We start from the raw sequence: 22709 nt of genomic DNA on the forward strand, positions 1-22709 counted from the left end.
AGTCTAAAATTATTTATTTTAGAATTTTGAAATAGGAGGGAATTTTATGAGTTTAGTTCCAATGGTTGTTGAGCAAACTAGCAGGGGAGAAAGAAGTTATGATATTTTTTCAAGACTGTTAAAAGATAGAATAATAATGTTAAGCGGAGAAGTAAATGATGTAAGTGCAAATTTAGTTGTTGCTCAGTTATTATTTTTAGAAAGTGAAGATCCAGATAAAGATATATATCTTTACATAAATTCACCTGGTGGATCAATAACATCAGGAATGGCAATTTATGATACAATGCAATATATTAAACCAGATGTTTCAACTATATGTATAGGAATGGCTGCTTCAATGGGAGCATTTTTATTATCTTCTGGTCAAAAAGGTAAGAGATTTGCTCTTCCAAATAGTGAAATAATGATTCACCAACCTTTAGGTGGATTCCAAGGTCAAGCAACAGATATAGATATACATGCTAAGAGAATTTTAAAGATAAAAGAAAACTTAAATAAGATTTTAAGTGAAAATACAGGAAAAGATTTAGAAAAAATAAAAGTTGATGTTGAAAGAGACTATTTCATGGATGCTAAAGAAGCAGCAGAATATGGATTAGTTGATAAAGTTATAGACAGAAGTCAAATAGGAAAATAGTAGTGGACTTGAAGATAGGGGTGAATAAAAATGGCGAAGTATGATGATAAGAAGCAACTTAAATGTTCTTTTTGTGGTAAGAATCAAGAACAAGTTAAGAGACTTATTGCAGGACCAGGAGCCTATATTTGTGATGAATGTATAGAATTATGTTCAGAAATAATAGAAGATGAGTTTGATGGAAAAACAGAAGTAGAAAATAAAGATTTACCAAAGCCAGCAGATATAAAGAAACATTTAGATCAATATGTTGTTGGGCAAGATGATGCTAAGAGATCATTAGCAGTTGCTGTTTATAATCACTATAAAAGAATAAACGTAAATATCTCAAATGATGATGTTGAGCTTCAAAAGAGTAATATACTACTTTTAGGGCCTACAGGATCAGGTAAAACTTTACTTGCCCAAACTCTTGCAAAATTCTTAAATGTTCCTTTTGCAATAGCTGATGCAACAACATTAACAGAAGCTGGATATGTAGGTGAAGATGTTGAAAATATCTTATTAAAACTTATACAAAATGCGGATTATGATGTTGAAAGAGCTCAAAAGGGAATTATTTATATAGATGAAATAGATAAGGTTGCTAGAAAATCTGAAAATCCATCAATAACAAGAGATGTTTCAGGAGAGGGTGTTCAACAAGCACTTCTTAAAATACTTGAAGGTACTGTAGCATCTGTACCACCTCAAGGAGGAAGAAAACATCCACATCAAGAACTAATACAACTTGATACTTCAAATATTTTATTTATTTGTGGTGGAGCTTTTGATGGTATTGATAAGGCAATAGAAAATAGAACAAGAAAGAGTTCTATGGGATTTGGAGCAGAAATACAATCTAAGAAAGAAAAAGATTTAGGTAAACTTCTTAAAAACTTAATGCCAGGAGATTTATTAAAATTTGGACTTATTCCTGAATTTGTAGGAAGACTTCCTATTATAGTAACTCTTGAAGCTTTAGATAATGATGCTTTAGTAAGAATCTTAAAAGAACCTAAAAATTCATTAGTAAAACAATATAAGAAGTTATTTGAACTTGATAATGTAACTCTTGAATTTACTGATGAAGCTTTAGTTGCTATAGCTAATGAAGCGATTAAGAGAAATACAGGGGCTAGAGGTCTAAGAGCTATTATTGAAGAAGTTATGACTGATATAATGTTTGATATTCCTTCAAGAACAGATATTATAAAGGTTAAGATAACTGAAGAAACAATAAAAGAAAAAAAAGAACCTGAAATAGAAGTCGTTGCAGATGGTGAAGAAAGACCTGTTTTAGTTGAAAAGAAAACTAAAAATACAATAGAAACTGCTTAATTTTAAAAAGAGGCTTAGATCTAATTCTAAGTCTCTTTATTAATTTTGATATTATACATACAAATTTTAAAAAGTTGAAAAAAGACATTATTATGTGTATACTTGTAAAAGACTAGAAAATAAAATAGGTTGGAGGCAGAGAAATGGAAAACATAAAAATAAAGTTACCTCTGATACCTCTAAGAGGTATGACTGTGTTTCCAAGTATGATAACTTACTTTGATATAGGAAGAAAATTATCAGCTGGAGCAGTCAATGAAGCTATGAATAAAGGAAGTTATATTTTCCTTATTCCTCAAAAAGATGATGATGTAGAAGAACCTAAAATAGAGGATTTAATTTCTATAGGTACAGTTTGTGAAATAAAACAAATAGTTAATCTTCCAGATGGAACAAAGAGAGTTCTAGTAGAAGGAATTAGAAGAGCTAAACTTATAAGTTTTGATATAAATGAAGAATTTATTTCTGGTGAAATCGAGGATGTAATAGAAGAAAATTTAGATGATTTAGAAATAGTAGCACTTATAAGAGAGATAAAAGATGAGTTTGGATTATTTTTAAAATTAACTGCAGGACCTTTAAGAGAGATGATAGGTAGTTTTAATGAAACTTCTAATCCAGATAAGCTAGTAGATATGGTTTGTTCATATATTCTTATAGATGAACAAGATAAAAAAGAAATATTAGAGATTCTAGATGTAAAAGAAAGATTAGAAAAAGTACTTTTACATATAAAAAATGAAAAAGAAATAGTTGTTTTAGAAAAAAAAATAAAGGCTAAAGTAAGTAAAAATACTGATAAGAGCCAAAAAGAGTATTATTTAAGAGAGCAATTAAAAATTATACAAGAAGAACTTGGTGAAGATGATGAAGATAAAAGAGCTGTAGAGGAATATCAAAAGAAATTAAAGAATAAGAAAATTCCTTTATATGTAAAGGAAAAAGCTAAATATGAAATATCTAGATTAATAGCAGCTTCAGGAAGTGGACAAGAAAGTAGTGTAATTAGAACATATTTAGATACTTTATTTGATTTACCTTGGGGAAAATATAAAAATGAATTAATTGATATAAAAAGAGCTAAAGAGATATTAAATTCAGAACATTATGGATTATTAGATGTTAAGGAAAGAGTTTTAGATTATCTTGCAGTTAAAAAACTAAGTAAAAACCTTAAGAGTCCAATAATTTGCTTGGTTGGCCCACCTGGAGTTGGTAAAACATCTATAGCAAAGAGTATAGCAAATTCTTTAAATAAGGATTTTGTAAGGATGTCACTTGGTGGAATAAAAGATGAGGCTGAAATTAGAGGTCATAGAAAAACATATGTTGGAGCTATGCCAGGAAGAGTAGTAGAAGCTATTAAAACTGCTGGAACAATGAATCCAGTATTTTTATTAGATGAACTTGATAAGATGGCTAGTGAATATAAAGGAGATCCGGCCTCAGCACTTTTAGAAGTTTTAGACCCAGAACAAAATTCAAGCTTTAGAGATCATTATTTAGAATTAAATCTAGATTTATCAGAAGTTACTTTTGTAGCAACAGCTAATTCATTAGATAGTATACCTACACCACTTTTAGATAGAATGGAAATAATAGAAGTTTCAGGTTATACATATGAAGAGAAATTTAATATAGCTAAGAAATATTTAATTCCTAAATTATTTAAAGAACATAATCTATCAGATAAAAAATTAAAAATATCAGATTCAAGTATAAAAGAAATAGTAAATTATTATACAAGAGAATCAGGAGTAAGATCCTTAAATAGAGTATTAGCTAAATTAATAAGAAAAGCTATAAGACAATTAGTAGAAACAGATAGAGAAAGACTTAATATAAGTACTAAAATGATAAGTAAGTATTTAGGGCCTAGAGTTTATTCATATGATGAGCTTGGAGAAGATAAAGTTGGAGTAGTTATGGGAATGGCGTGGACTGCTTATGGTGGAGATACATTACCAGTTGAAGTTAGCATAATGGATGGAAAAGGAAAGCTTGAGCTTACAGGTAAATTAGGTGATGTGATGAAAGAATCAGCAAAAGCTGCATATTCTCTTGTAAGATCAAATTATGATAAATTTGGTATAAAAGATAAAGATTTTTATAAGAATAAAGATATACACATACATGTTCCAGAAGGAGCAGTACCAAAAGACGGTCCATCAGCTGGAGTCACAATGACTACAGCACTTGTATCAGTTCTATCAGGTAGATTAGTTAAACATAATGTTGCTATGACAGGTGAAATTACTCTTACAGGAAAGGTACTACCTATAGGAGGACTTAAAGAAAAATGTTTAGCAGCAAGTAGAGTAGGGATAAAGACAATAATAATACCTTATGCTAATGAAAAAGACCTTAAGGATATTCCAAGTAATATTAAATCAGGTCTTAATATAATAAGTGCAAAAGAAATAGAAACAGTGCTAGAAAATGCACTAATATAGGAGAGTAAATATGAAAATTAATACTTCAGAATTTGTTACATCAGCAGTTAGAAAAAATCAATATCCAGAGACAGGATTAGCTGAAATTGCTTTTGTAGGTAGATCAAATGTCGGTAAATCATCAATAATTAATGCATTAACTAACAGAAGAGGACTTGCAAAAGTCAGCCAAACACCAGGTAAAACTAAATTAATTAATTTCTTTATTTTAAATAATGAGTTTTATTTAGTTGACCTTCCAGGGTATGGATATGCTAAGGTATCAAAGAAAGAAAAAGAAAGTTGGGGACAAACAATTGAAAATTATTTAGTAGATAGAGCCCCACTTAAAAGAGTTGTTTTATTAGTTGATTGTAGACGTAAGCCAAATGCAGATGATATCTTAATGTATGAATGGATAAAGCATTATGGATATGATTGTAGAGTTGTATCAACTAAAAGAGATAAGATATCTAATAATGAAGTTGCCAAAGCTGAAAAGTTAATAAGAGAAACTTTAGGAATGTCAAAGGAAGAAAAATTATTATTCTTCTCATCTTTAAATAAAAAAGGAAAAGATGAATTGATTGATGAGTTATTTAGTGATTTGAATGAAATTTAATAAGTAAAAATAGAGTGAATTTTAGATTCACTCTATTTTTTTATTATATTTTTAGGGAAAAGAAAATATTACAAAATATAGTAGCAAAAAGATAGAGATAGAATAATATATACTATAAAAACAAAATACAAACTAGGAGGATAAATCTCATGGAATTAAATGAAATTCTTAATGGAGCAAATAACGAAGGAAATTGTGGATTCAATGGATTTAATAACTGTGGTGGCTTTGGAAACTGTGGTTGCGGAAATGGAAGCAACAATTGTTGGTGGCTAATATTAATATTATTAGCTTGCTGCGGAGGCGGAAATGGAGGCGGATTCTTTGGAGGCGGAAGCAACTGGGGAAATTCATGCTGTAGATGCTGCTGTAAGTCAAGAAAACGCCGTCGTTGTGAATGCTGCGATTGCTGTTGCTGTGGATCAAATGATAACTGCGGAAACAATAACTGCTGGTGGATTTGGTGGATAATTATAATTTGCTGTTGTGGATGTGGAAATGGCTTCAATAATAATAGAGGCTTCTGTTAATTAGAAGAATTATAATCCAAAGTTAATGCAGTGAGAAGCAATAATGTTGTTACTATAAGTGTTAAGAGTTATATTGAGACTCTGAGAAGTAATTAACTGTTGCTATTTGATAATCTTATTACTTTGTGTATATGTAACTGAAGTAGTGTTACAAAGTAAGGATGGAGGGCGTATAGCCCTCCAAAAAAATAAATATATAATATACATAAATATTATAGGGGGGAGTAAGGTGTCAAAAAAAAGACATAGAGATAGAAGAAATGATGAAGATATGCAAAATAATATGGGGTTAAATCCCCAAATGATGGATATGTTAAAAGCAAATAATATAGATGTTTCAAAGTTTTCAGAAATGATGTCAGCTATGAATAAAGATGGATTTAATATAAATAATTTAAGTTCACTTTTATCAGGAGGAAATATGGGAGGAGGACTTCAAGGCGGTTTTCCTAATATGGGAAATATGCCACCAGGTATGGCTGGCTTAGCGTCTATGATGCAAAATATGAATAGAAATAATAGAGGTTTTATGAATAATAATCAAAATGGTATGTATCAAAATAATATGAACCCAAATAACATGAATCCAAATAATATGCATCAGAATAATATGCATTCAAATAATATGAATAATATGCAAAGTAAAGCTAATGTTGATGAAAATATAGAAATGTTATTAAGTATTAAGAGTGTTGTAAATCCTCAAAAAGCAAAATTTATAGATAAGGTTATAGAGATGTATAAAAATGGAGAAATAAAATATTAAAGATAAAAGGTGTAGGCACTTTATCTCCAAGTTAGAAGTAAAAAAATACATTCCTAAATGATATTTAGTTCTTAATATATAATTTTAAAAATAAGAGAATAGTTGATAAGCAATAATTTTTAATGTAAAAAAAGCCATATATGGATATATGGCTTTTTTTATTCGTTTGTTTTGTTTGAACAATCTTCACATAATCCATAGAAATAAACTCTACGGTTTAGTATTTTATATTTTGATAAGCTTTCTGCTTGAGTATCTATAGATTGAAAGTCTATTCCCATTAAATCTTCAACTTTTGAACAATTTATACATTGAATATGTGAATGTTCAGATATATTAGCATCATATCTGAAGTTGCCTTCACCAACATTAATTTCTTCAATAAGACCAACTTCAACTAGAGTTTTTAATGCTTTATATACAGTAGCAAGACTCATAGTTGGATAATCTGCTTGTAAAGCTTTATAAACTGACTCAGCAGAAGGGTGTTCACAAGTACTTTGTAGAAATTTATATACAGCTATTCTTTGAGGAGTTAATTTTAGTTTCTTTTCCTTAAAAACCTTAGTTATATTATCCATACTAATCTCCTTTCTTAGTTTATTAATTATATTTTATATCTTTAAAGAATTAATGTCAAATAATAAAAAAAATTATATGATAATTACTATTAATAAATTAAAAAACTATTAACAATTATAATTCATTATAAATTATATCAAAATCAAATAAAATAATAAACAAAATAATTACAGTATTATTTGTAAAAAAATAATTGTTATAAAATTTATAATATGGTAAAATAAAGTAAAAAGGACGCGATTTCTTTTATAAATATATTTATATAAACAAAAGGGGGGAAGTTGCTATAAATTCAAATAATTTAAGCAGCGAAATTATGTCTAAATATAGGGTAGGAGATGAACTTCTAATAATTAATGATCCTATTAAGGAAGAGCAAAAATTAAAGGCTATGAGCAAATTAACTATAGAGGATGAGTATGCAAATATAAGTTGGGGAATAAAAATAATAAAAGTTGAGTATGATAAGCCTAATGTTACTTTAACTTATAAAAATGTAAAGGGTGAAGAAAATAAAGTATTTGCTATTTGTAATGATATAGAAAATTTTGATAAACAAAAAGTCTTAGAAAAAGCTTTATTAAAGGCATTCCAAAATGAACTAATTGATTTAACAGTTCTAAAAAATTCTAGATAATAGACTGAGATATTCTCAGTCTTTTTATAGTGATATAATAAATATAATTTATATATAAGAAATTTAAGGTGACTAGTAAGGAGTAAATATGGATATTTATATAGCAAAACAAGCTATATTTGATAGAGAAATGAATATATATGCATATGAATTATTATTTAGAAATAATTCAAAGAATATATTTCAGTTAGAAGATAATTGCGATTATACAAAACAGGTAATATATAATTCAAATAATATAGGTCTAGATATTTTATTGAATAATAAAAGAGCTTTTATAAATTTTACAAGAGAAAATTTATTAGATAATATTGTAGATTTATTGGATAAGGAAAAATTTATAATAGAAATATTAGAAGATGTTGAATTTGATAAAGAAATAGTTAACATTTGTAAATCTTTAAAAAAGAGAGGATATATAATAGCGATAGATGATTTTATTTTGGAAAAGGATATAAGTAAAGTTATAGATTATATAGATATAATTAAAGTGGATTTTATTTTGAATAGTAAAACAGATAGAGAAAAAATAGTTAAGAAATATAAAAATTTAGGTAAATTACTTTTAGCAGAAAAGGTAGAAACTATTGAGGAATATAAAGAAGCTTTTATAAATGGATATAATTATTTTCAGGGATTTCTTTTCAGTAAACCTAATATTGTAGAAGAACATAGAGAAAATTTACGAAATAAATAGTATTTAGAGTTGATAGAATAATAATAATTACATAAATTGTGTAATTATTATTAAAAATTTACCTTATATAGAATAAAGACTTTATTTTTGTATTATTTTACAATATAATGTAAACAAATACTTTTAAGTGGTATGGGGGTATATATATATGGAGAAGTGTCCATTTTGGTCTACAGAGAAGATTATAGAATTATGTGATAGAGAATGCCCTATGGCTAAATTGGAAGAGGGATGTGTTTTTCAATTATATTATGGGGATGAAGAGAATTGTGAAGAAAAAGAGGATGTTAAGCGATTTTCTCGAAATAAATAAAGTACTGGTTATATTAACTGGTTCTTTATTTTTTTTTTCTTTTTTATATAATAGTAGATATAAATATTATTAGTAAATTTTATTATAGAATATTTATATAGATAGGAGAAGAATATGTATAATTTAGATAAGTTTCAAAGTCAGGCAGTAAAATGTTTAAGTAAAGATACTTTAGTTGTTGCGCCACCTGGAAGTGGAAAAACAACTGTAATAATTAATAGAGTTAAACATTTAATAGATAATGGAGTAGATCCTAAGAATATAATAGTATTAACATTTACAAAAGCAGCTGCTGAAAATATGAGAAGTAGATTTAAATCTATCTGTAATAATATTACTACACCTTTTTTTGGAACTTTTCATGGATTGTTTTATAAAATTTTAGTTAGATATTATGGGGAAGTATCAATAATAAGTACTTCTGAAGCGTATATGCTTATAAAAAAACAATTAGCTCAGATAACAGAAGATGTTAGTGATGATAAAGTAAGAGAAGTTTTAAATAATATATCATTGAAAAAAACTACACAAAGGTATGATACTAACTTTCAACCAAGCTTAAGTAAAACAATATTTGAAGACTGTTATAGAGTATATGAAGAATATAAGGATAAAAAAAGATTATGGGACTTTGATGATTTGCAATTAAAAACTATAGAATTATTAGAATATAATAAAAATATTTTAAGAAGTTATAGATCTTTATTTAAATATATTTTAGTTGATGAGTTTCAAGATTGTGATGATATACAAATAGAATTTCTAAAGATTATAAATGAAAATATATTTTGTGTAGGAGATGAGGATCAGTGCATTTATTCATTTAGAGGATCTAATCCAGAAGTGATGGTTAATTTTGAAGAGGAATTTCCTAGGGGAGATAAGATATACTTAAAATTTAATTATAGAAGTAAAAAGAATATAGTAGATTTATCTAAAGTTATAATAAATGAAAATATAAATAGACATAAAAAAGATATAGAAGCTTTTGATAAAGAAGAAGGGAAGATAGATTTTTATGTACCTTATGATGAAGCAGAGCAGAGTAAAAAGATAGCACAGAAGATTAAGGAATATAAAAATAAGGGGCAAAAGTATCAGGAAACCGCAGTTATATATAGAACTAATATGGAATCAAGAAGTATTATAGATAGATTTATTAGGGAAAAGATACCTTTTAAGCTATTAGATAAAGATTTTAATTTCTTTAAACATTTTATTTGTGAAGATATATTAGCATATTTAAAATTATCTATAGACCCATCAGATAGAGAATCATTTATTAGAATAATTAATAAGCCTTTTAGATATGTTTCAAAAGGAGCTTTAGTTAATTTTAGAAAATCTAATAAATCTATGAATTGCTTTGATTTATTATTAAGTTGTGGAGATATTCATCCATTTCAGGTGAAAAAAATAGAGGATTTAAATAAAGATATTTTAAACTTAAATAGAATGACTTTAAGAGCAGCTATTGATTTTATATTAAGTGATTTAGATTATTTAGATCATTTAAAGGATTATGCAGATAAATATAATCAAGAGATTGAAGAGCTTTTAGATATAGTAGAGGAATTTAAAGTAGCTGCTAAAGATTTTAATAAGATTATAAACTTCTTAGCACATATAGAGGAGGTTGAAAATAATCTTAAAGAATTTAAGAATAGGGAAATAGATGCAGTAATTTTAAGCACTGTTCATGGAGTGAAAGGTGCTGAGTATAAGAATGTATTTATAATTAATGCGGTTGATGAAATTTTTCCACATAAAAACTCTGATAATATAGAAGAGGAAAGAAGATTATTCTACGTAGGAGTTACAAGAGCCATAGAAAATTTAACAATATATTCTCCTAAATCATTAAAAGGTACTTTTAGAGATGTATCACAATTTATTTTAAATGGGAATTTAGTAAGTAATAAATTGGAATATGATGGTGGATTTAAGGTTGGGCAAAGAGTTTTATCTAAAGTTAATGGTGAAGGAACAGTAGAAGAGGTTGATAGAGGAGTTGTAACTATAATATTTGGTACTAATATTATGAAAAGATTTGATATAAAAACAGTTAGTAAGGCAGGTCTTATATCTATAATAGATTAAAAAATTGACTTTATCATTTTATGATAAAGTCAATTTTTATTTTTAGAGTATAAATTTATCTAAGTTCATCTAAAAGGGGAATAATATTTTCTTTAGATACCCAATTTTTGGGATCTTTTATACAATCTAAAAATTCTATTTCATTTTTTTTAGGATGTTTTTTAGCTTCTATAGTTTTCTTATAGAAGTACATTAATGTTTTATCCTTTAGATGTAAGTTTGAAGGATCTAATGCTCCTTTAAGATATAAATATTTTAGTTTATTCTTATTATTTTTGTTAAGTGTTTTTTCGATTATAGATTTAATATCATCTTTATTACAATCACAAACACCTACTCCAATAATAAATATTTCTTTAGCTTTAATTTCGTTTAAATAATCTGTTATAAAAGTTATACCACGAACATGCATGTTGTTTAATGAACCCATAAATATTATTTTATCATAGCCTTCTAAATCTTTTATGGTAATATTATCACAATTTTTTGCATTTGCATCTAGTTCTTGAGCAATCCATAAAGCATATTGCTTAGTAGTTCCATATTTTGATTTATAAATGACCAATGAATCTTTCTTCATTTCAATTACCTCTTATAATATATAGTTTATTTTAGTATAAGAAAGCTTAAAACATAATTTATATCAAAAAAGTAACAAATAGCATTATTTTTATTTAATTTTACATCTTAAATAAAATGCTCGTAAATAATAATAAAAATTAAAAAATATAAAATACAACAATCAATTTAAAAAATAATAAAATAACGGATAGAATATAAAGAAATAGAAAAAATAATTTATATATCTTTAAAGTATTATTTAAAAACTAAAATTAATATAATTATAAATGTATTAATTTATTTAGAGGTAATTATGATTAATTTTAAAAAAGAAGCAGAAGAAATAAGTGCAGAGATTATTAATATAAGAAGAGATATTCATAAAAATCCGGAATTGGGGTTTGAGGAATATAGAACTTCATCTTTAATAAAAAAATTTCTTGAAGATGAAGGAATAAAATATACTTCTGTAGCAGGTACTGGTGTATGCGGGATTATACAAGGAAATTTAGATGATAAACTATCAAAAAAAAAGGTAGTTGCATTAAGAGCAGATATAGATGCTTTGCCTATCTTGGAAAAAAATGATATTATATATAAATCACAGGTAAATGGAAAAATGCATGCTTGTGGACATGATGCACATATAGCAATTTTACTTGGAACGGCTAAAATCTTAAATAAATATAAGGATAAATTTTCAGGAATAGTTAAATTACTCTTTGAGCCAGCAGAAGAAACTGTAGGTGGAGCAAAATTTATGATAAAAGAAGGTGTTTTGGATAATCCAAATGTTGATATAGTTATAGGACTCCATGTTGAGGAAACTTTAGATGTAGGTAAAATAATGATTAAAAATTCAGTTGTTAATGCTGCATCAAATCCTTTTTCTATAAAGGTTTATGGAAAAGGAGGTCATGGTGCATATCCTCATATGTGTGTTGATCCTATAGTTATAGCTGCTAAGATAATATCTAATTTACAAACAATAGTAAGTAGAGAAATTAAGCCTATAAATCCAGCTGTTATAACTGTTGGAAGTATAAAGGCTGGTGAAGCTGCAAATGTAATACCAGATGAAGTTATATTAACAGGTATTATACGAACTATGACAAAAGAAGATAGGGCATATGTTGTAAAGAGAGTTTATGACATAGCAACAACTGTATCTACTTTAATGGGAGGAAGTTGTAAGGTTGATATTGAAGAGAGCTACCCTTCTCTTTATAACGATAATGATGTTAGTAAATTAGTTAGAGATTCAGCAGCAGAGATTATCGGAAAAAGTAATGTCATAGAACAAGAGAATCCTAAAATGGGAGTAGAAAGTTTTGCATACTTTGCTATGGAAAGAAGAGCAGCATTTTATTTTTTAGGAGTAAAAAGTAAAGATGAAAAAACTACTTATGCTGCACATAGTTCAAGATTTAATATAAATGAAGATGCAATACCTATAGGTATTGCTATACAATGTCTAAATGCATTTAACTATTTGACAAAATGAATAATTAAGTTTAGTCTATAAGCTGGATAAATTTATTTAAAATGAACATTAGGAGTTGAAAAAATGAATATAGAAATTGGTTCAAACGAGGCTGGTCAAAGGCTAGATAAGTTTTTAAGAAAGCTTTTAAAAGATGTACCTTTAAGTGCTATTTTTAAAGGACTTAGAAAAGGGGACATAAGAGTAAATGGAAGTAAACAAAAAGAAAAATATTCGTTAGAAGAAGGGGATATTGTAACTATAAAATATATACAAAGTAATACCAAGAAAGAGCAAAAGGCAAAACAAGAAAGATTTAAACAAGTTGATTCTTCAAGTCTTAGAATAGTATATGAAGATGATAATATGGTTTTAGTAGAAAAGTGGCCAGGAGTTCTTGTTCATGCAGATGAAAAAGATGGTCCTGTTACTTTAAATGATTATGTTTTATCATATTTATTTAAGAAAGGTGATTATGTACCAGAAAATGAAGTTACATTTACACCTGCACCTTGTAATAGATTAGATAGAAATACTTCTGGAATAGTATTCTTTGGTAAAAATTTTGAATCTCTTAAATTATTAAATGAAATGATAAGAGAGAGAAAGGTTAAAAAATATTACTGTGCTTTAGTTAAGGGAAGAATAAAGGATGGTAAATATGAAGCTTTTATAACAAAAGATGAAGGTAATAATAAAGCAAAGGTATTTTTAGAAAGTAGAAAAAATACTAAAAAGATATCCATGGATATTAAAACTTTAGAAAGTAATGGAGCATTCTCTTTAATAGAAATAGAGCTTATAACAGGAAGAAGTCATCAATTAAGAGCTCATTTAGCTTTCCTTGGAAATCCTATAATAGGAGATCCTAAATATGGTGCTAAAGATTTAAATTCTTTTTTTGAAAATAAGTTTGGTTTAAATTATCAATTCTTATATGCTTATAAAGTTATTTTTAAAGATGTACCTGAAAAGTTTATGTATATAAAAAATAAAACTATAGCTGAGGCATTACCTCCAATATTTAAAAAGATTAAAAGAGATGTATTTAAATTTGTAATTTAAGTATTGATAAATTTATTTTAATTTAGTTATTTTTGGGGGGATTTAAATTATGCAAGAACAATCAACTACTAAAAGTTTTGCTATTTTATCTTTAGCTGGTATAGCAGCTAAATTATTATCTCTTTTATATGTACCCATTCTTACTAGAATAATTGGTGATGAAGGAATGGGAATGTATTTTAAGGTTTATGATATCTTTGTTTTTATATATGCAGTTACTAATGTTGGTATGCAAACAGCCATTTCTAAATATGTTGCTGAACTTTCTGCATTAGGAAATTATAAAGATGCTGTTAGAACATTTAAAATATCACGAGCAGTTTTATTAGTTGTAGGAACTGTATTTACATTAATTATGATGTTTGGTGCAACGTCAATTGCTAAATTTACAGGTAACCCTGATATAGCATATGGATTAGCATTTTTATCTCCTGCTATTTTAACAACATCTATACTCGCGACGTATAAAGGTTATTTCCAAGGAAGGAATAGAATGCAACCAGTTGCAATAGCAAGTGTTTTAGAACAATTTGCAAATGTTGTCGTTAGTTTAGTATTTGCTGCTATATTAATAAAATATGGTGAACAACTTGGGAGTGCTGGTGGAACAATAGGAACATCTGTTGGTGCAGTTATAGCTGTTATATATCTTTTATATATTTACTATGTATTTAAACCTGAAAAAGAAGCTGATATGAAACAAGATGCTTCTGTAAAAAGAGTATCTGGTAAAAAAATAATAAAGGTATTGATAACTTATGGATTACCTATAACTTTAAGTTCAGGGTTACAGAATTTTGGTAACGTAATTGATATGGCAAATGTTAATTCTAGGTTAATATTTGCAGGATTTACTCAAGAAAGAGCAACTGAACTTTATGGATTATTAGGTAAATGGAGAACACTTATAAATATACCAATGGTCTTTATAACTTCTCTATGTATTGCAATATTACCTACATTATCTAAAGCAAGAGTATTAAATGATAGGAAAGAAATGGAGAATAAGATAAACTTCTCATTAAGAGTTACTTATTTTCTTTCAATTCCTTCAGCGTTTGGCTTAGCTGTTTTAGCTAAGGAAGTATACAATTATTTATATGGAAGTCCAGAAGGGTATTTAATGATGGTAGTAGGTTCTATAACAATAGTCTTAATGGCAGTAGTTTTTGTACAAAATATTATATTACAAGCTCTTAATAAATTTTATTTTGTAGTTGCTACCTTAGTTATAGGATTAGTTGTTAAATATTTTGCTAACTACATATTAGTAGGAAATAAAAATATAAATATTTATGGGGCTGTTTTTGGATTTATATTATATTTTGGTTTAGTATTTATTTTAAACAATTCAGAAGTTAGAAAAGTTACAAAAATAAAAATTAAACATATGAGTTTAATTTCTAAACCTTTAATAGCTTCAATCTATATGAGTATAGGTATAATTGCATTAAGATGGATTATTAATATATTTATAAAAACACAAAATCTTGAACTATTCGTAGGTATTTTATATACTTTACTTTTAGTTGTATTTGGAGGAGCACTTTATATTCAAGCGTTGCTTTATATGGGAGCTGTAAATAAGGAGGATATTCAATCCTTATCTCCAAAGATATACAATAAGATACCTAATAGAATAAAAAGATATATGAAATAAAAATAGGCTGTATATAATATACAGCCTATTTTTTTCTTATAATAATTCTTTTTTGGCGAGTAGAGGATATAAGTAGAAAGAATAATGTAATAGTTAATAAAGCTATTATTAAACTTTGAATCCTATAATCCATCCAAGAAGTACTAAGAACAACTATTTTAAATAAGTAGAAAGCAAAAATTCCAGCTAAAATATATATACTTAAATTTATTAGTGAGATATCTATATTTATAACCTTATATACCTCATACATATTTAATATTAATGTTAGAATAGATACAATACCCATGGTAATTGCAAAGCCTAAAATATTTATCTTAGGTATAGCAGTCAAAAAGAAGAGACAAGTAATTTCTATTACCTCAGTTATTATAGTATTTTTAAGAATTATTTTAGGTTTATCAAGTCCATTTAATATACCAAACATTGTGTTAGCTGCAAAGAGAATTGGCATTGATATAGAAGCTACTTTTATATAAAGTGCTAAATCATCCCTACCAAAAAATAATACTCCTAATGAGTTAGGGATACTTTGACATAATAAAGTTGTACAAATTCCTATAATGAAGGATAGTTTAAGGACATTTTTAATTCTCCTAGAGGCAGATCCATAATCACTTCTACTTACACTTTGAGATAAATCAGGAATTAATAGAGTATTAAGTGAACCTATTATTATAAGTGGAAAAGTTACTATAGATAGAGCCATACCTGAGTATTTACCTATTAAAGCTAATGCTTCAGAATATTGAAAACCTGCCAACATTAATCGCTGTGGAACTATTAATGTTGCTATTGTCCCAAATGTACTTACTAAGAAACCATTAAGACATAGTGGGATAGATGTTATAAGGATATCTTTAAGTAATTCTTTTTTTGGTTTAGTATTTAAATTAGATCTTGGAATTCCTTTAGTTGCAAATTTAAAGTATCCATATAGAAGGATTAAACTTTGGAATTCACCTATACATATAGCTATATAAGCTAGCATTACTAAAGTTTCTAAAGTTGTTGCCTTAAACATAAATACCAATACTACAAGAATAATAATTCTTAATCCTTTTTCTAAAATATCTATTAAAGCTGGTATCTTTATTCTTGAAGTACCATAAAAGAATCCCTTTAATATGTTAGATAATGCTATACAAACCATTGCAGGACAAGTAACCATAATAGCTTTTATTGTTCTAACATCCTTAACCCATAATTCACCTATACTAGGAGATAAAATAAATACTAATATTCCTATTAAAAATGCCCACACGAAATTAAAACTTGCAACAGTTCTCATTGTCTTAAAAATATTATTTAATTCATTTTTGGTAGTATATACAGCGGTTATTTTTGAGATTGAAGCTACTATCCCTGCAGTCATTAAAGATATAAATAAATTATATATTGGCATGACAAGACCATATAAGCCCATCCCCTCAGGTCCAAGAAGTTTAGATAAATATATTGAAAATATAAATCCTAGAACTCCAGTTGTAAGATTAGATGCTGTAAGTAAAAAGGAGTTTCTATAAAAATTATCTTTGTTCATAATTCACCACCTTATGAAAAGCTTAATAATAAAGAGTATTCTACATAACAAGAAAATATTCTTTATTTAGTAATCTTATGTAATTAAGTATTAAATAAAAATAATTAATAATAATTTTAGTAGCTTCATATATTTTAAATGTACATTTAAGTTTATTTACCATTAATGGAATACTTGATTTTTTATTCTATAATATGTAAACTTAATTTAACATATAAATGGAGTTGATATTATGAGAATTAGTCCAAAAAGATTGATAGTGAATTTAAAATATGCAAATTTAAAAGGTGATGTTTTAGATATAAGTAGTGATAATTCTGGAATTATATATAGCTTAATAAAATCAAATAATTTAGAAAAAAAAAATATAAATGTTGATTATTTTTCTGATAATAATCAACATTTATATGATAGTGCTGCTATATTTTTCACCCTGGGATCTTTAGGTAAATTAGAATCTCAAGAACTTATAAAAGATGTATATAAGTCCGTTAAAGAGGATGGAGAAATTTATATTTGGGATAGAATAAAAGCAAAAGGGGATATTGTTCATGATAATGTTGTAGCTAAAATGCCTAATGGGAAAGAAAAATATTTTAATGTTATGAATTTAAACCCATTTTATGAGTTTAATATAGATAAGTGTCAAAGTTTACTTAATAAATATTTTAAGATAGAAGAAAAAATTATTTGGGATAAAGTAATATATATAAAAGCCATAAAAAGAAATAATTTAAATATATTATAGTAAATTTATTTTTATAATAATTTATAAGTAAATTAGTTAAGTTGAAACAAATGTAAGATTATGTAACTTAATTATATGTATTTATTAATTAAAAGTTTCTGAAAAGAAAACAATGTGTTAATAATTGGGTGAAAGCGTATAGATATCCAAAAAAGTTATTGAATTAAAATTCATTTTGTGTATAATAATAATTAGATTATGTGTTAATTAATACTACATTAAGTATTAAATTATATATTATAAATTTACTGGATAAAGGTGGTGAAATTTTGGCGGTAGAAGTTATTAGTGAAATTCAAAAGGCTGAACAAAATGCTAAAGACATTTTGCAACAAGCTAATAAAGACAGTAAGAATTTAATATCAAAAGCTACTTTGCAAGGTAATGAAGAATATAATCAAATTGTAGAGAAAGCGAAGAAAGAAGCACAAGAGATAATAAATAAATCTATTGCAGAAGGTAATAAAGAAGCAGAAGATTTATTTAAGCAAGGTGAAGAACAATGCAAAGCTATAAAAGCTCCATCAAAAGATAAAATTGATGAAGCTAGTAAATTAGTAATTGAGAGGATTGTGAATATTCATGGCAATAGTTAAAATGAATAAATTTACCTTGCTTGCCTTTGAATCTGATAAAGAAAAGCTTCTTGAAAAATTACAAGGAAATTCAGAAGTTGAGTTTATTAACTTACAAGATGAAAAAGTACTTGAGCAAAATGAAATCTTTGAAAGTCTTAAAAAATGTGATGTTGATACAGAAACTTCAATAATTGAAGAAAATGTTTCAAAAACAAGGTCAGCTATTAATTTTCTAAAGGAGTATGTTGCTGAAGTTAAAGGATTAAAGGCTTTAAAAGAAGGGAAAGAGAGCTTAACTTTAAATGAATTAGAAGAAAAAGTTACTAATAGTAACTGGGAAGATGTTTATTCAAAGGTTAGGGATATGGAGCTTGAATTGGCTAAGCTAGATAATGAAAAAACTAGACTTGAGAGCGAAATAGAAGTTCTTAAGCCATGGCAAAAATTTGATGCTCCATTAGGTGAATTGAATAAATTAAAAATGACTAAGGCATTTTTAGGAAGTATATCTAAACAGTATAAAGAAACTATTAAATTAGAGGTTGAAAGAATATCTATTCATTCTTATATTGAAATAATATCAGAAGATAATCAAGATATATTCTTATTTATAGTTGGACTTAATGAGAAAAGTGAAAAAATAGATGAACTTTTAAAATCATTTGGTTACTCACCATTCCAGACAAAGTATAAAGAAATTCCAAATAATCTGATAGATTTATTTGAAAAAGAAATTAAGGAAATTGAATCTAAAAAAAATGGAATTAGAGAAGAGTTATCTACTTATGTGAGTGAGAAAAGAGATTTAGAATTAGCTTATGAGTATTATGAAAATATGTTAATAAGAAAACAAGCTAATAAAAATTTCTTAAACACTGATAATGTATCTATTATTCAAGGTTGGGCTCCAAAAGTAGAAAATAAAAATATTGAAAATTCTATAAAAGAACTTGCAGGAGAAACTTATTATTTAAGTTTTGATGAAGTTACAGAAAAAGAAATTGATGATGTTCCTATAAAGATTGAAAATAAAGGCCCAGCAGCAGTTTTTGGTTCAATAACAGAAATGTATAGTTTACCTAAATATGATGAAATTGATCCAACACTAATATTAACTCCATTTTATATGGTGTTCTTTGGAATGATGGTTGCTGATTTTGGTTATGGTATGATTCTACTATTAGGATGTCTACTTGCACTTAAATTATTTAAATTAGATGAGTCTAAAAAATCTTTTGTTAAGTTCTTTATGTGGTTAAGTATGTCTACAGCAATAGCAGGACTTGTATTTGGAACTGCTTTTGGATTTGATTTAGGAATTGGATTTATAAATCCAAGCCAAGATACTACTAAATTACTTATAATATCAGTAGGATTTGGAGTAGTTCAAATTTTATTTGGGCTTGGAACAAAGGCGTATATGTTAATAAGAAATAAGCAATACTTATTTGCTTTCTATGATGTTGGATCATGGCTTATGTTACTTTCAGGTTTAGCAATGTTAGTGGCTGGAGGAGTTATAAAAACAATAGGAATTGTTCTAGCAGTTACAGGGTCAATATTAATAGTTGCTACTCAAGGAAGAGATGAGAAAACAACTGGAGCAAAACTTGGACAAGGTGCATATGCTCTTTACGGAGTTACAAGTTATGTTGGGGACTTAGTTTCATATACAAGACTTATGGCTTTAGGAGTTGCAGGGGGATCAATAGCAGCAGCTTTAAATCTTATAATAGGAATGTTGCCAAAAGGAATAGCCTTTATTATAGCAGCACCTTTAATATTTATATTAGCTCATGTTTTTAATATGGGATTATCATTATTAGGAGCATATGTTCATACAGCTAGATTACAGTATGTTGAGTTCTTCTCAAAATTCTATGATGGTGGTGGACGAGCATTTACTCCATTTAAAACAATTGATAACTTTATAAATTTAAGAAAAGAAAAATAAAATAAATTTAAGGACAATTTTAGGAGGATTAAAATTATGGCAAATTGGATTACGTTTTTTACAGAACATGGTGGAATGATATTTGGAGCTTTAGGTATAGCTATGGCAGTAGGTCTTTCAGGAATAGGATCAGCTAAAGGTGTTGGAATAGTAGGAGAAGCTGCAGCAGGTCTTGTTACAGAAGAGCCAGAAAAGTTTGGTAAAGCTTTAGTTCTTGAACTACTACCAGGTACACAAGGTTTATATGGTTTCGTTATAGGATTCTTAGCATTCAATGCAATGCAATCAGGTGTTAATTTATCACAAGGTTTATACTTATTATTTGCATGTTTACCAATAGCTATATCAGGTCTTTGGTCAGGAATTGCTCAAGGTAAAGCAGCAGCTGCTGGTATTCAAATATTAGCTAAAAAGCCAGAACATAATACAAAAGGTATTATCTTTGCAGCTATGGTTGAAACTTATGCATTATTAGGATTCGTTATATCATTCTTATTAATAAATGGTGTAAGTTCATTAGCATAATACAAACTAATTTAAGATTGGAGAAGTGAAGGGGATGTCAAATTTACAGCACATAACTTCTAAAATCAAGCAAGATTCAGAAGTGCAAAGAGATGCTATATTAGCTAAAGCTAATGAAGAATCTAAAAAAATAATTGATAAAAAAATAGTATCAGCTAAGAAAGACGCTGCTGATATAATAGAAAAAAGTAAAATAGAATCAATTGTAAGAAAAAATAGAATTTTATCTAATGCACAGCTAAAAGTTAGAAATGATAAACTTTCAGCTAAGCAGGAAGTAATAGAAAAAGTTTTTATTACAGCAAAAGAAAAATTAAATGATATGTCAGCAGATGAATTTAAAAAGTTTATTAAAAGTAAGGTTTTAACTTTAGATATTGCTGGTGATGAAAATATAATTGTTGACTCAAAGAGAAAAGAGATATTAGATAGTGAATTTATTAATGATTTAAATTCAAATCTTAAATCATTAAATAAGAAAGGTGAACTTAAGCTTTCAGAAGTAGAAGGAAACTTCAATGGAGGATTTATAATAGAAAAGAACGGTATAGAAATAAATAATACTTTTGATTCTTTAGTAAATTCTCTAAGAGAAGAAATGGAATTTGAAATTGCGAGGGTAATGTTCAATTAAGGAGGATAATGGATGAATGAAATGCAATTTACTCAAGTTCTTCCAAGACTAAGGGTATTAGAAACCAGACTCCTTGATAAATCTAAAATAGATAGAATGATTGATAGTAAATCACCTCTTGATGCTTTAAAAGTGTTACAAGAGACAGATTACAGTGTACATTTTACAGATCTAAATAAAGCAGAGTTATATGAAGAAGTATTATCTAAAGAACTTATTAATATATATAAAGCTTTATATTCTATGTGTCCTGTAAAAGAAATTATTGATATAATGGCTATTAAATATGACTACCATAATCTTAAAGTTTTAGTAAAGGGAAAAATCTTAAATAAAGATTTTTCCCACATGCTAATACCGGTAGGAACTATTGATTTAATTAAGCTTAAATATGCAGTAGAAAATAATTATTATAGAGATTTAGATAAGATTACAAGGAAATGTCTTGAAGAAACATTAAATGATTTTGAAATTAATAAGGATCCTCAAAAAGTTGATATTATAATTGATAAATATCAATTTGAGTATATTTTATCTTTAACAAAAGAAATAAATCATAAAGGTATTGAAAAATATACAACTACACTTGCGGATTTAACAAATATCAAAACTCTACTTAGAGTTAAAAAACAGAAAAAAAATAAAGATTTCTTTGTGGATGTATTAGTTCAGGGAGGAAGCATAGATAAAGATAAATTAATATCATTATTAAATGAAGCAAATGAAAATATTTCAACAAAACTTGCTCATACAAATTATGAAAATATCCTTAAAGAAGGAATTTCAGAATATGTAAATACAGGATCAGTTAGTATTTTTGAAAAATTAATTGATAACTATATTATGAGTATTATGAAAGATGCTAAATTTATAACATCAGGAGCTATGCCAGTTATAGCTTATATCTATGCAAAGGAAAATGAAATTAAGCAAATAAGAACTATAATGGTTGGAAAGCTTAATAATATTGCAGGAGAAGTAATAAGAGAAAGGCTGCGTGATGCATATGTATAAGAAAATTGGAGTTGTAGGGGATAAAGACTCAGTTCTAGCTTTTAAAGCATTAGGAGTAGATGTTTTTCCAGTAGCTGAAGTTGAAGAAGCTAGAAAAACAGTAGATAAACTTGCAATGACAGATTATGCAGTTATATTTATGACAGAACACGTTGCTAAAGATATAGAAGAAACTATAGAAAGATATAATAAAAAGTTACTTCCTGCGATTATATTAATTCCAAGTAATCAAGGAACTTTAAATATAGGATCAAAAAGAATTTCAGAAAATGTAGAAAAAGCAGTTGGTGTTAATATTTTATAGG

23 protein-coding genes are annotated in these 22709 nt (G+C 26.9%); 20 read left to right on the forward strand and 3 right to left on the reverse strand.

The annotated features are described in order from the left end of the window. The first annotated feature begins 46 nt into the window (after positions 1-46). The 6 genes from clpP to BN8917_RS08900 all read left to right on the forward strand — a co-directional run bounded on the left by clpP (position 47) and on the right by BN8917_RS08900 (position 6310). Positions 47-640 carry an ATP-dependent Clp endopeptidase proteolytic subunit ClpP gene (gene clpP, locus BN8917_RS08880; protein WP_066873535.1) on the forward strand — a complete coding sequence of 198 codons (594 nt, stop codon included), beginning with the start codon at positions 47-49 and terminating at the stop codon, positions 638-640. A gap of 30 nt (positions 641-670) precedes the next feature. After that, positions 671-1960, forward strand: a complete 1290-nt coding sequence (gene clpX, locus BN8917_RS08885; protein WP_066873538.1) for an ATP-dependent Clp protease ATP-binding subunit ClpX — start codon at positions 671-673, stop codon at positions 1958-1960. A 143-nt stretch (positions 1961-2103) separates the two neighbouring features. Further along, positions 2104-4413, forward strand: coding sequence for an endopeptidase La (gene lon / locus BN8917_RS08890; protein ID WP_066873545.1), 2310 nt, complete (start codon positions 2104-2106; stop codon positions 4411-4413). A 10-nt stretch (positions 4414-4423) separates the two neighbouring features. After that, positions 4424-5014, forward strand: coding sequence for a ribosome biogenesis GTP-binding protein YihA/YsxC (yihA, locus tag BN8917_RS08895; protein WP_066873548.1), 591 nt, complete (start codon positions 4424-4426; stop codon positions 5012-5014). A 149-nt stretch (positions 5015-5163) separates the two neighbouring features. Next, a complete protein-coding gene (locus BN8917_RS14060; protein WP_084748557.1) occupies positions 5164-5544 on the forward strand; it encodes a hypothetical protein in 381 nt (126 codons plus the stop codon). A 229-nt stretch (positions 5545-5773) separates the two neighbouring features. After that, complete coding sequence (locus BN8917_RS08900; protein ID WP_066873551.1) at positions 5774-6310, forward strand: hypothetical protein; 537 nt, start codon at positions 5774-5776, stop codon at positions 6308-6310. A 158-nt stretch (positions 6311-6468) separates the two neighbouring features. On the opposite strand, the gene BN8917_RS08905 is transcribed toward BN8917_RS08900, so the two are convergent. Further along, positions 6469-6891, reverse strand: coding sequence for a transcriptional regulator PerR (locus BN8917_RS08905; protein WP_066873554.1), 423 nt, complete (start codon positions 6889-6891; stop codon positions 6469-6471). 317 nt (positions 6892-7208) lie between these two features. Between BN8917_RS08905 and BN8917_RS08910 the strand changes: the two genes are divergently transcribed. The 4 genes from BN8917_RS08910 to BN8917_RS08920 all read left to right on the forward strand — a co-directional run bounded on the left by BN8917_RS08910 (position 7209) and on the right by BN8917_RS08920 (position 10639). Continuing rightward, positions 7209-7529, forward strand: coding sequence for a hypothetical protein (locus tag BN8917_RS08910; protein ID WP_066873557.1), 321 nt, complete (start codon positions 7209-7211; stop codon positions 7527-7529). Between the two features lie 88 nt (positions 7530-7617). Further along, the gene (locus tag BN8917_RS08915) at positions 7618-8226 is read left to right on the forward strand and encodes an EAL and HDOD domain-containing protein (RefSeq protein ID WP_066873560.1); all 609 of its coding nucleotides are present in this window, start codon (positions 7618-7620) and stop codon (positions 8224-8226) included. A gap of 148 nt (positions 8227-8374) precedes the next feature. Next, positions 8375-8539, forward strand: coding sequence for a hypothetical protein (locus tag BN8917_RS14365; RefSeq protein ID WP_159426734.1), 165 nt, complete (start codon positions 8375-8377; stop codon positions 8537-8539). A 114-nt stretch (positions 8540-8653) separates the two neighbouring features. Beyond that, the gene (locus BN8917_RS08920; RefSeq protein ID WP_066873563.1) at positions 8654-10639 is read left to right on the forward strand and encodes an ATP-dependent helicase; all 1986 of its coding nucleotides are present in this window, start codon (positions 8654-8656) and stop codon (positions 10637-10639) included. 55 nt (positions 10640-10694) lie between these two features. Here BN8917_RS08920 and BN8917_RS08925 read toward each other — a convergent pair whose 3' ends face one another. Then, complete coding sequence (locus tag BN8917_RS08925; protein ID WP_066873566.1) at positions 10695-11219, reverse strand: flavodoxin domain-containing protein; 525 nt, start codon at positions 11217-11219, stop codon at positions 10695-10697. Positions 11220-11513: 294 nt separating this feature from the next. Here BN8917_RS08925 and BN8917_RS08930 point away from each other — a divergent pair, with 294 nt between their 5' ends. The 3 genes from BN8917_RS08930 to BN8917_RS08940 all read left to right on the forward strand — a co-directional run bounded on the left by BN8917_RS08930 (position 11514) and on the right by BN8917_RS08940 (position 15408). Beyond that, a complete protein-coding gene (locus tag BN8917_RS08930; RefSeq protein ID WP_066873569.1) occupies positions 11514-12704 on the forward strand; it encodes a M20 metallopeptidase family protein in 1191 nt (396 codons plus the stop codon). Positions 12705-12767: 63 nt separating this feature from the next. Next, entirely contained in the window at positions 12768-13748 is a 981-nt protein-coding gene (locus BN8917_RS08935) for an RluA family pseudouridine synthase (RefSeq protein WP_066873572.1), read from the forward strand. Between the two features lie 49 nt (positions 13749-13797). After that, complete coding sequence (locus tag BN8917_RS08940) at positions 13798-15408, forward strand: putative polysaccharide biosynthesis protein (RefSeq protein WP_066873574.1); 1611 nt, start codon at positions 13798-13800, stop codon at positions 15406-15408. Between the two features lie 25 nt (positions 15409-15433). Here the strand turns inward: BN8917_RS08940 and spoVB are convergent, their stop codons facing one another. Continuing rightward, entirely contained in the window at positions 15434-16951 is a 1518-nt protein-coding gene (gene spoVB, locus BN8917_RS08945; RefSeq protein WP_066873577.1) for a stage V sporulation protein B, read from the reverse strand. A 232-nt stretch (positions 16952-17183) separates the two neighbouring features. Here spoVB and BN8917_RS08950 point away from each other — a divergent pair, with 232 nt between their 5' ends. The 7 genes from BN8917_RS08950 (at position 17184) to BN8917_RS08980 (ending at position 22708) form a co-directional block, all read left to right on the forward strand. Next, entirely contained in the window at positions 17184-17699 is a 516-nt protein-coding gene (locus tag BN8917_RS08950; protein WP_066873580.1) for a hypothetical protein, read from the forward strand. A gap of 269 nt (positions 17700-17968) precedes the next feature. Next, positions 17969-18295: a hypothetical protein gene (locus tag BN8917_RS08955; RefSeq protein ID WP_066873583.1), complete on the forward strand. Its 327-nt coding sequence runs from the start codon at positions 17969-17971 to the stop codon at positions 18293-18295. Continuing rightward, positions 18282-20231 carry a V-type ATP synthase subunit I gene (locus tag BN8917_RS08960; RefSeq protein ID WP_066873586.1) on the forward strand — a complete coding sequence of 650 codons (1950 nt, stop codon included), beginning with the start codon at positions 18282-18284 and terminating at the stop codon, positions 20229-20231. The genes BN8917_RS08955 and BN8917_RS08960 overlap by 14 nt, the downstream gene beginning before the upstream one ends. Before the next feature lie 36 nt (positions 20232-20267). Then, positions 20268-20756, forward strand: coding sequence for a V-type ATP synthase subunit K (locus tag BN8917_RS08965; RefSeq protein WP_066873589.1), 489 nt, complete (start codon positions 20268-20270; stop codon positions 20754-20756). Between the two features lie 34 nt (positions 20757-20790). Next, positions 20791-21390, forward strand: a complete 600-nt coding sequence (locus tag BN8917_RS08970) for a V-type ATP synthase subunit E (protein WP_066873592.1) — start codon at positions 20791-20793, stop codon at positions 21388-21390. Positions 21391-21402: 12 nt separating this feature from the next. Then, positions 21403-22404: a V-type ATP synthase subunit C gene (locus tag BN8917_RS08975; protein ID WP_066873595.1), complete on the forward strand. Its 1002-nt coding sequence runs from the start codon at positions 21403-21405 to the stop codon at positions 22402-22404. Beyond that, complete coding sequence (locus tag BN8917_RS08980; protein ID WP_066873598.1) at positions 22391-22708, forward strand: V-type ATP synthase subunit F; 318 nt, start codon at positions 22391-22393, stop codon at positions 22706-22708. Before BN8917_RS08975 ends, BN8917_RS08980 begins: the two co-directional genes overlap by 14 nt. Position 22709: the final 1 nt, after the last annotated feature.

The organism is Clostridium mediterraneense (assembly GCF_900091705.1).
Taxonomy (GTDB): domain Bacteria; phylum Bacillota; class Clostridia; order Clostridiales; family Clostridiaceae; genus Sarcina; species Sarcina mediterraneense.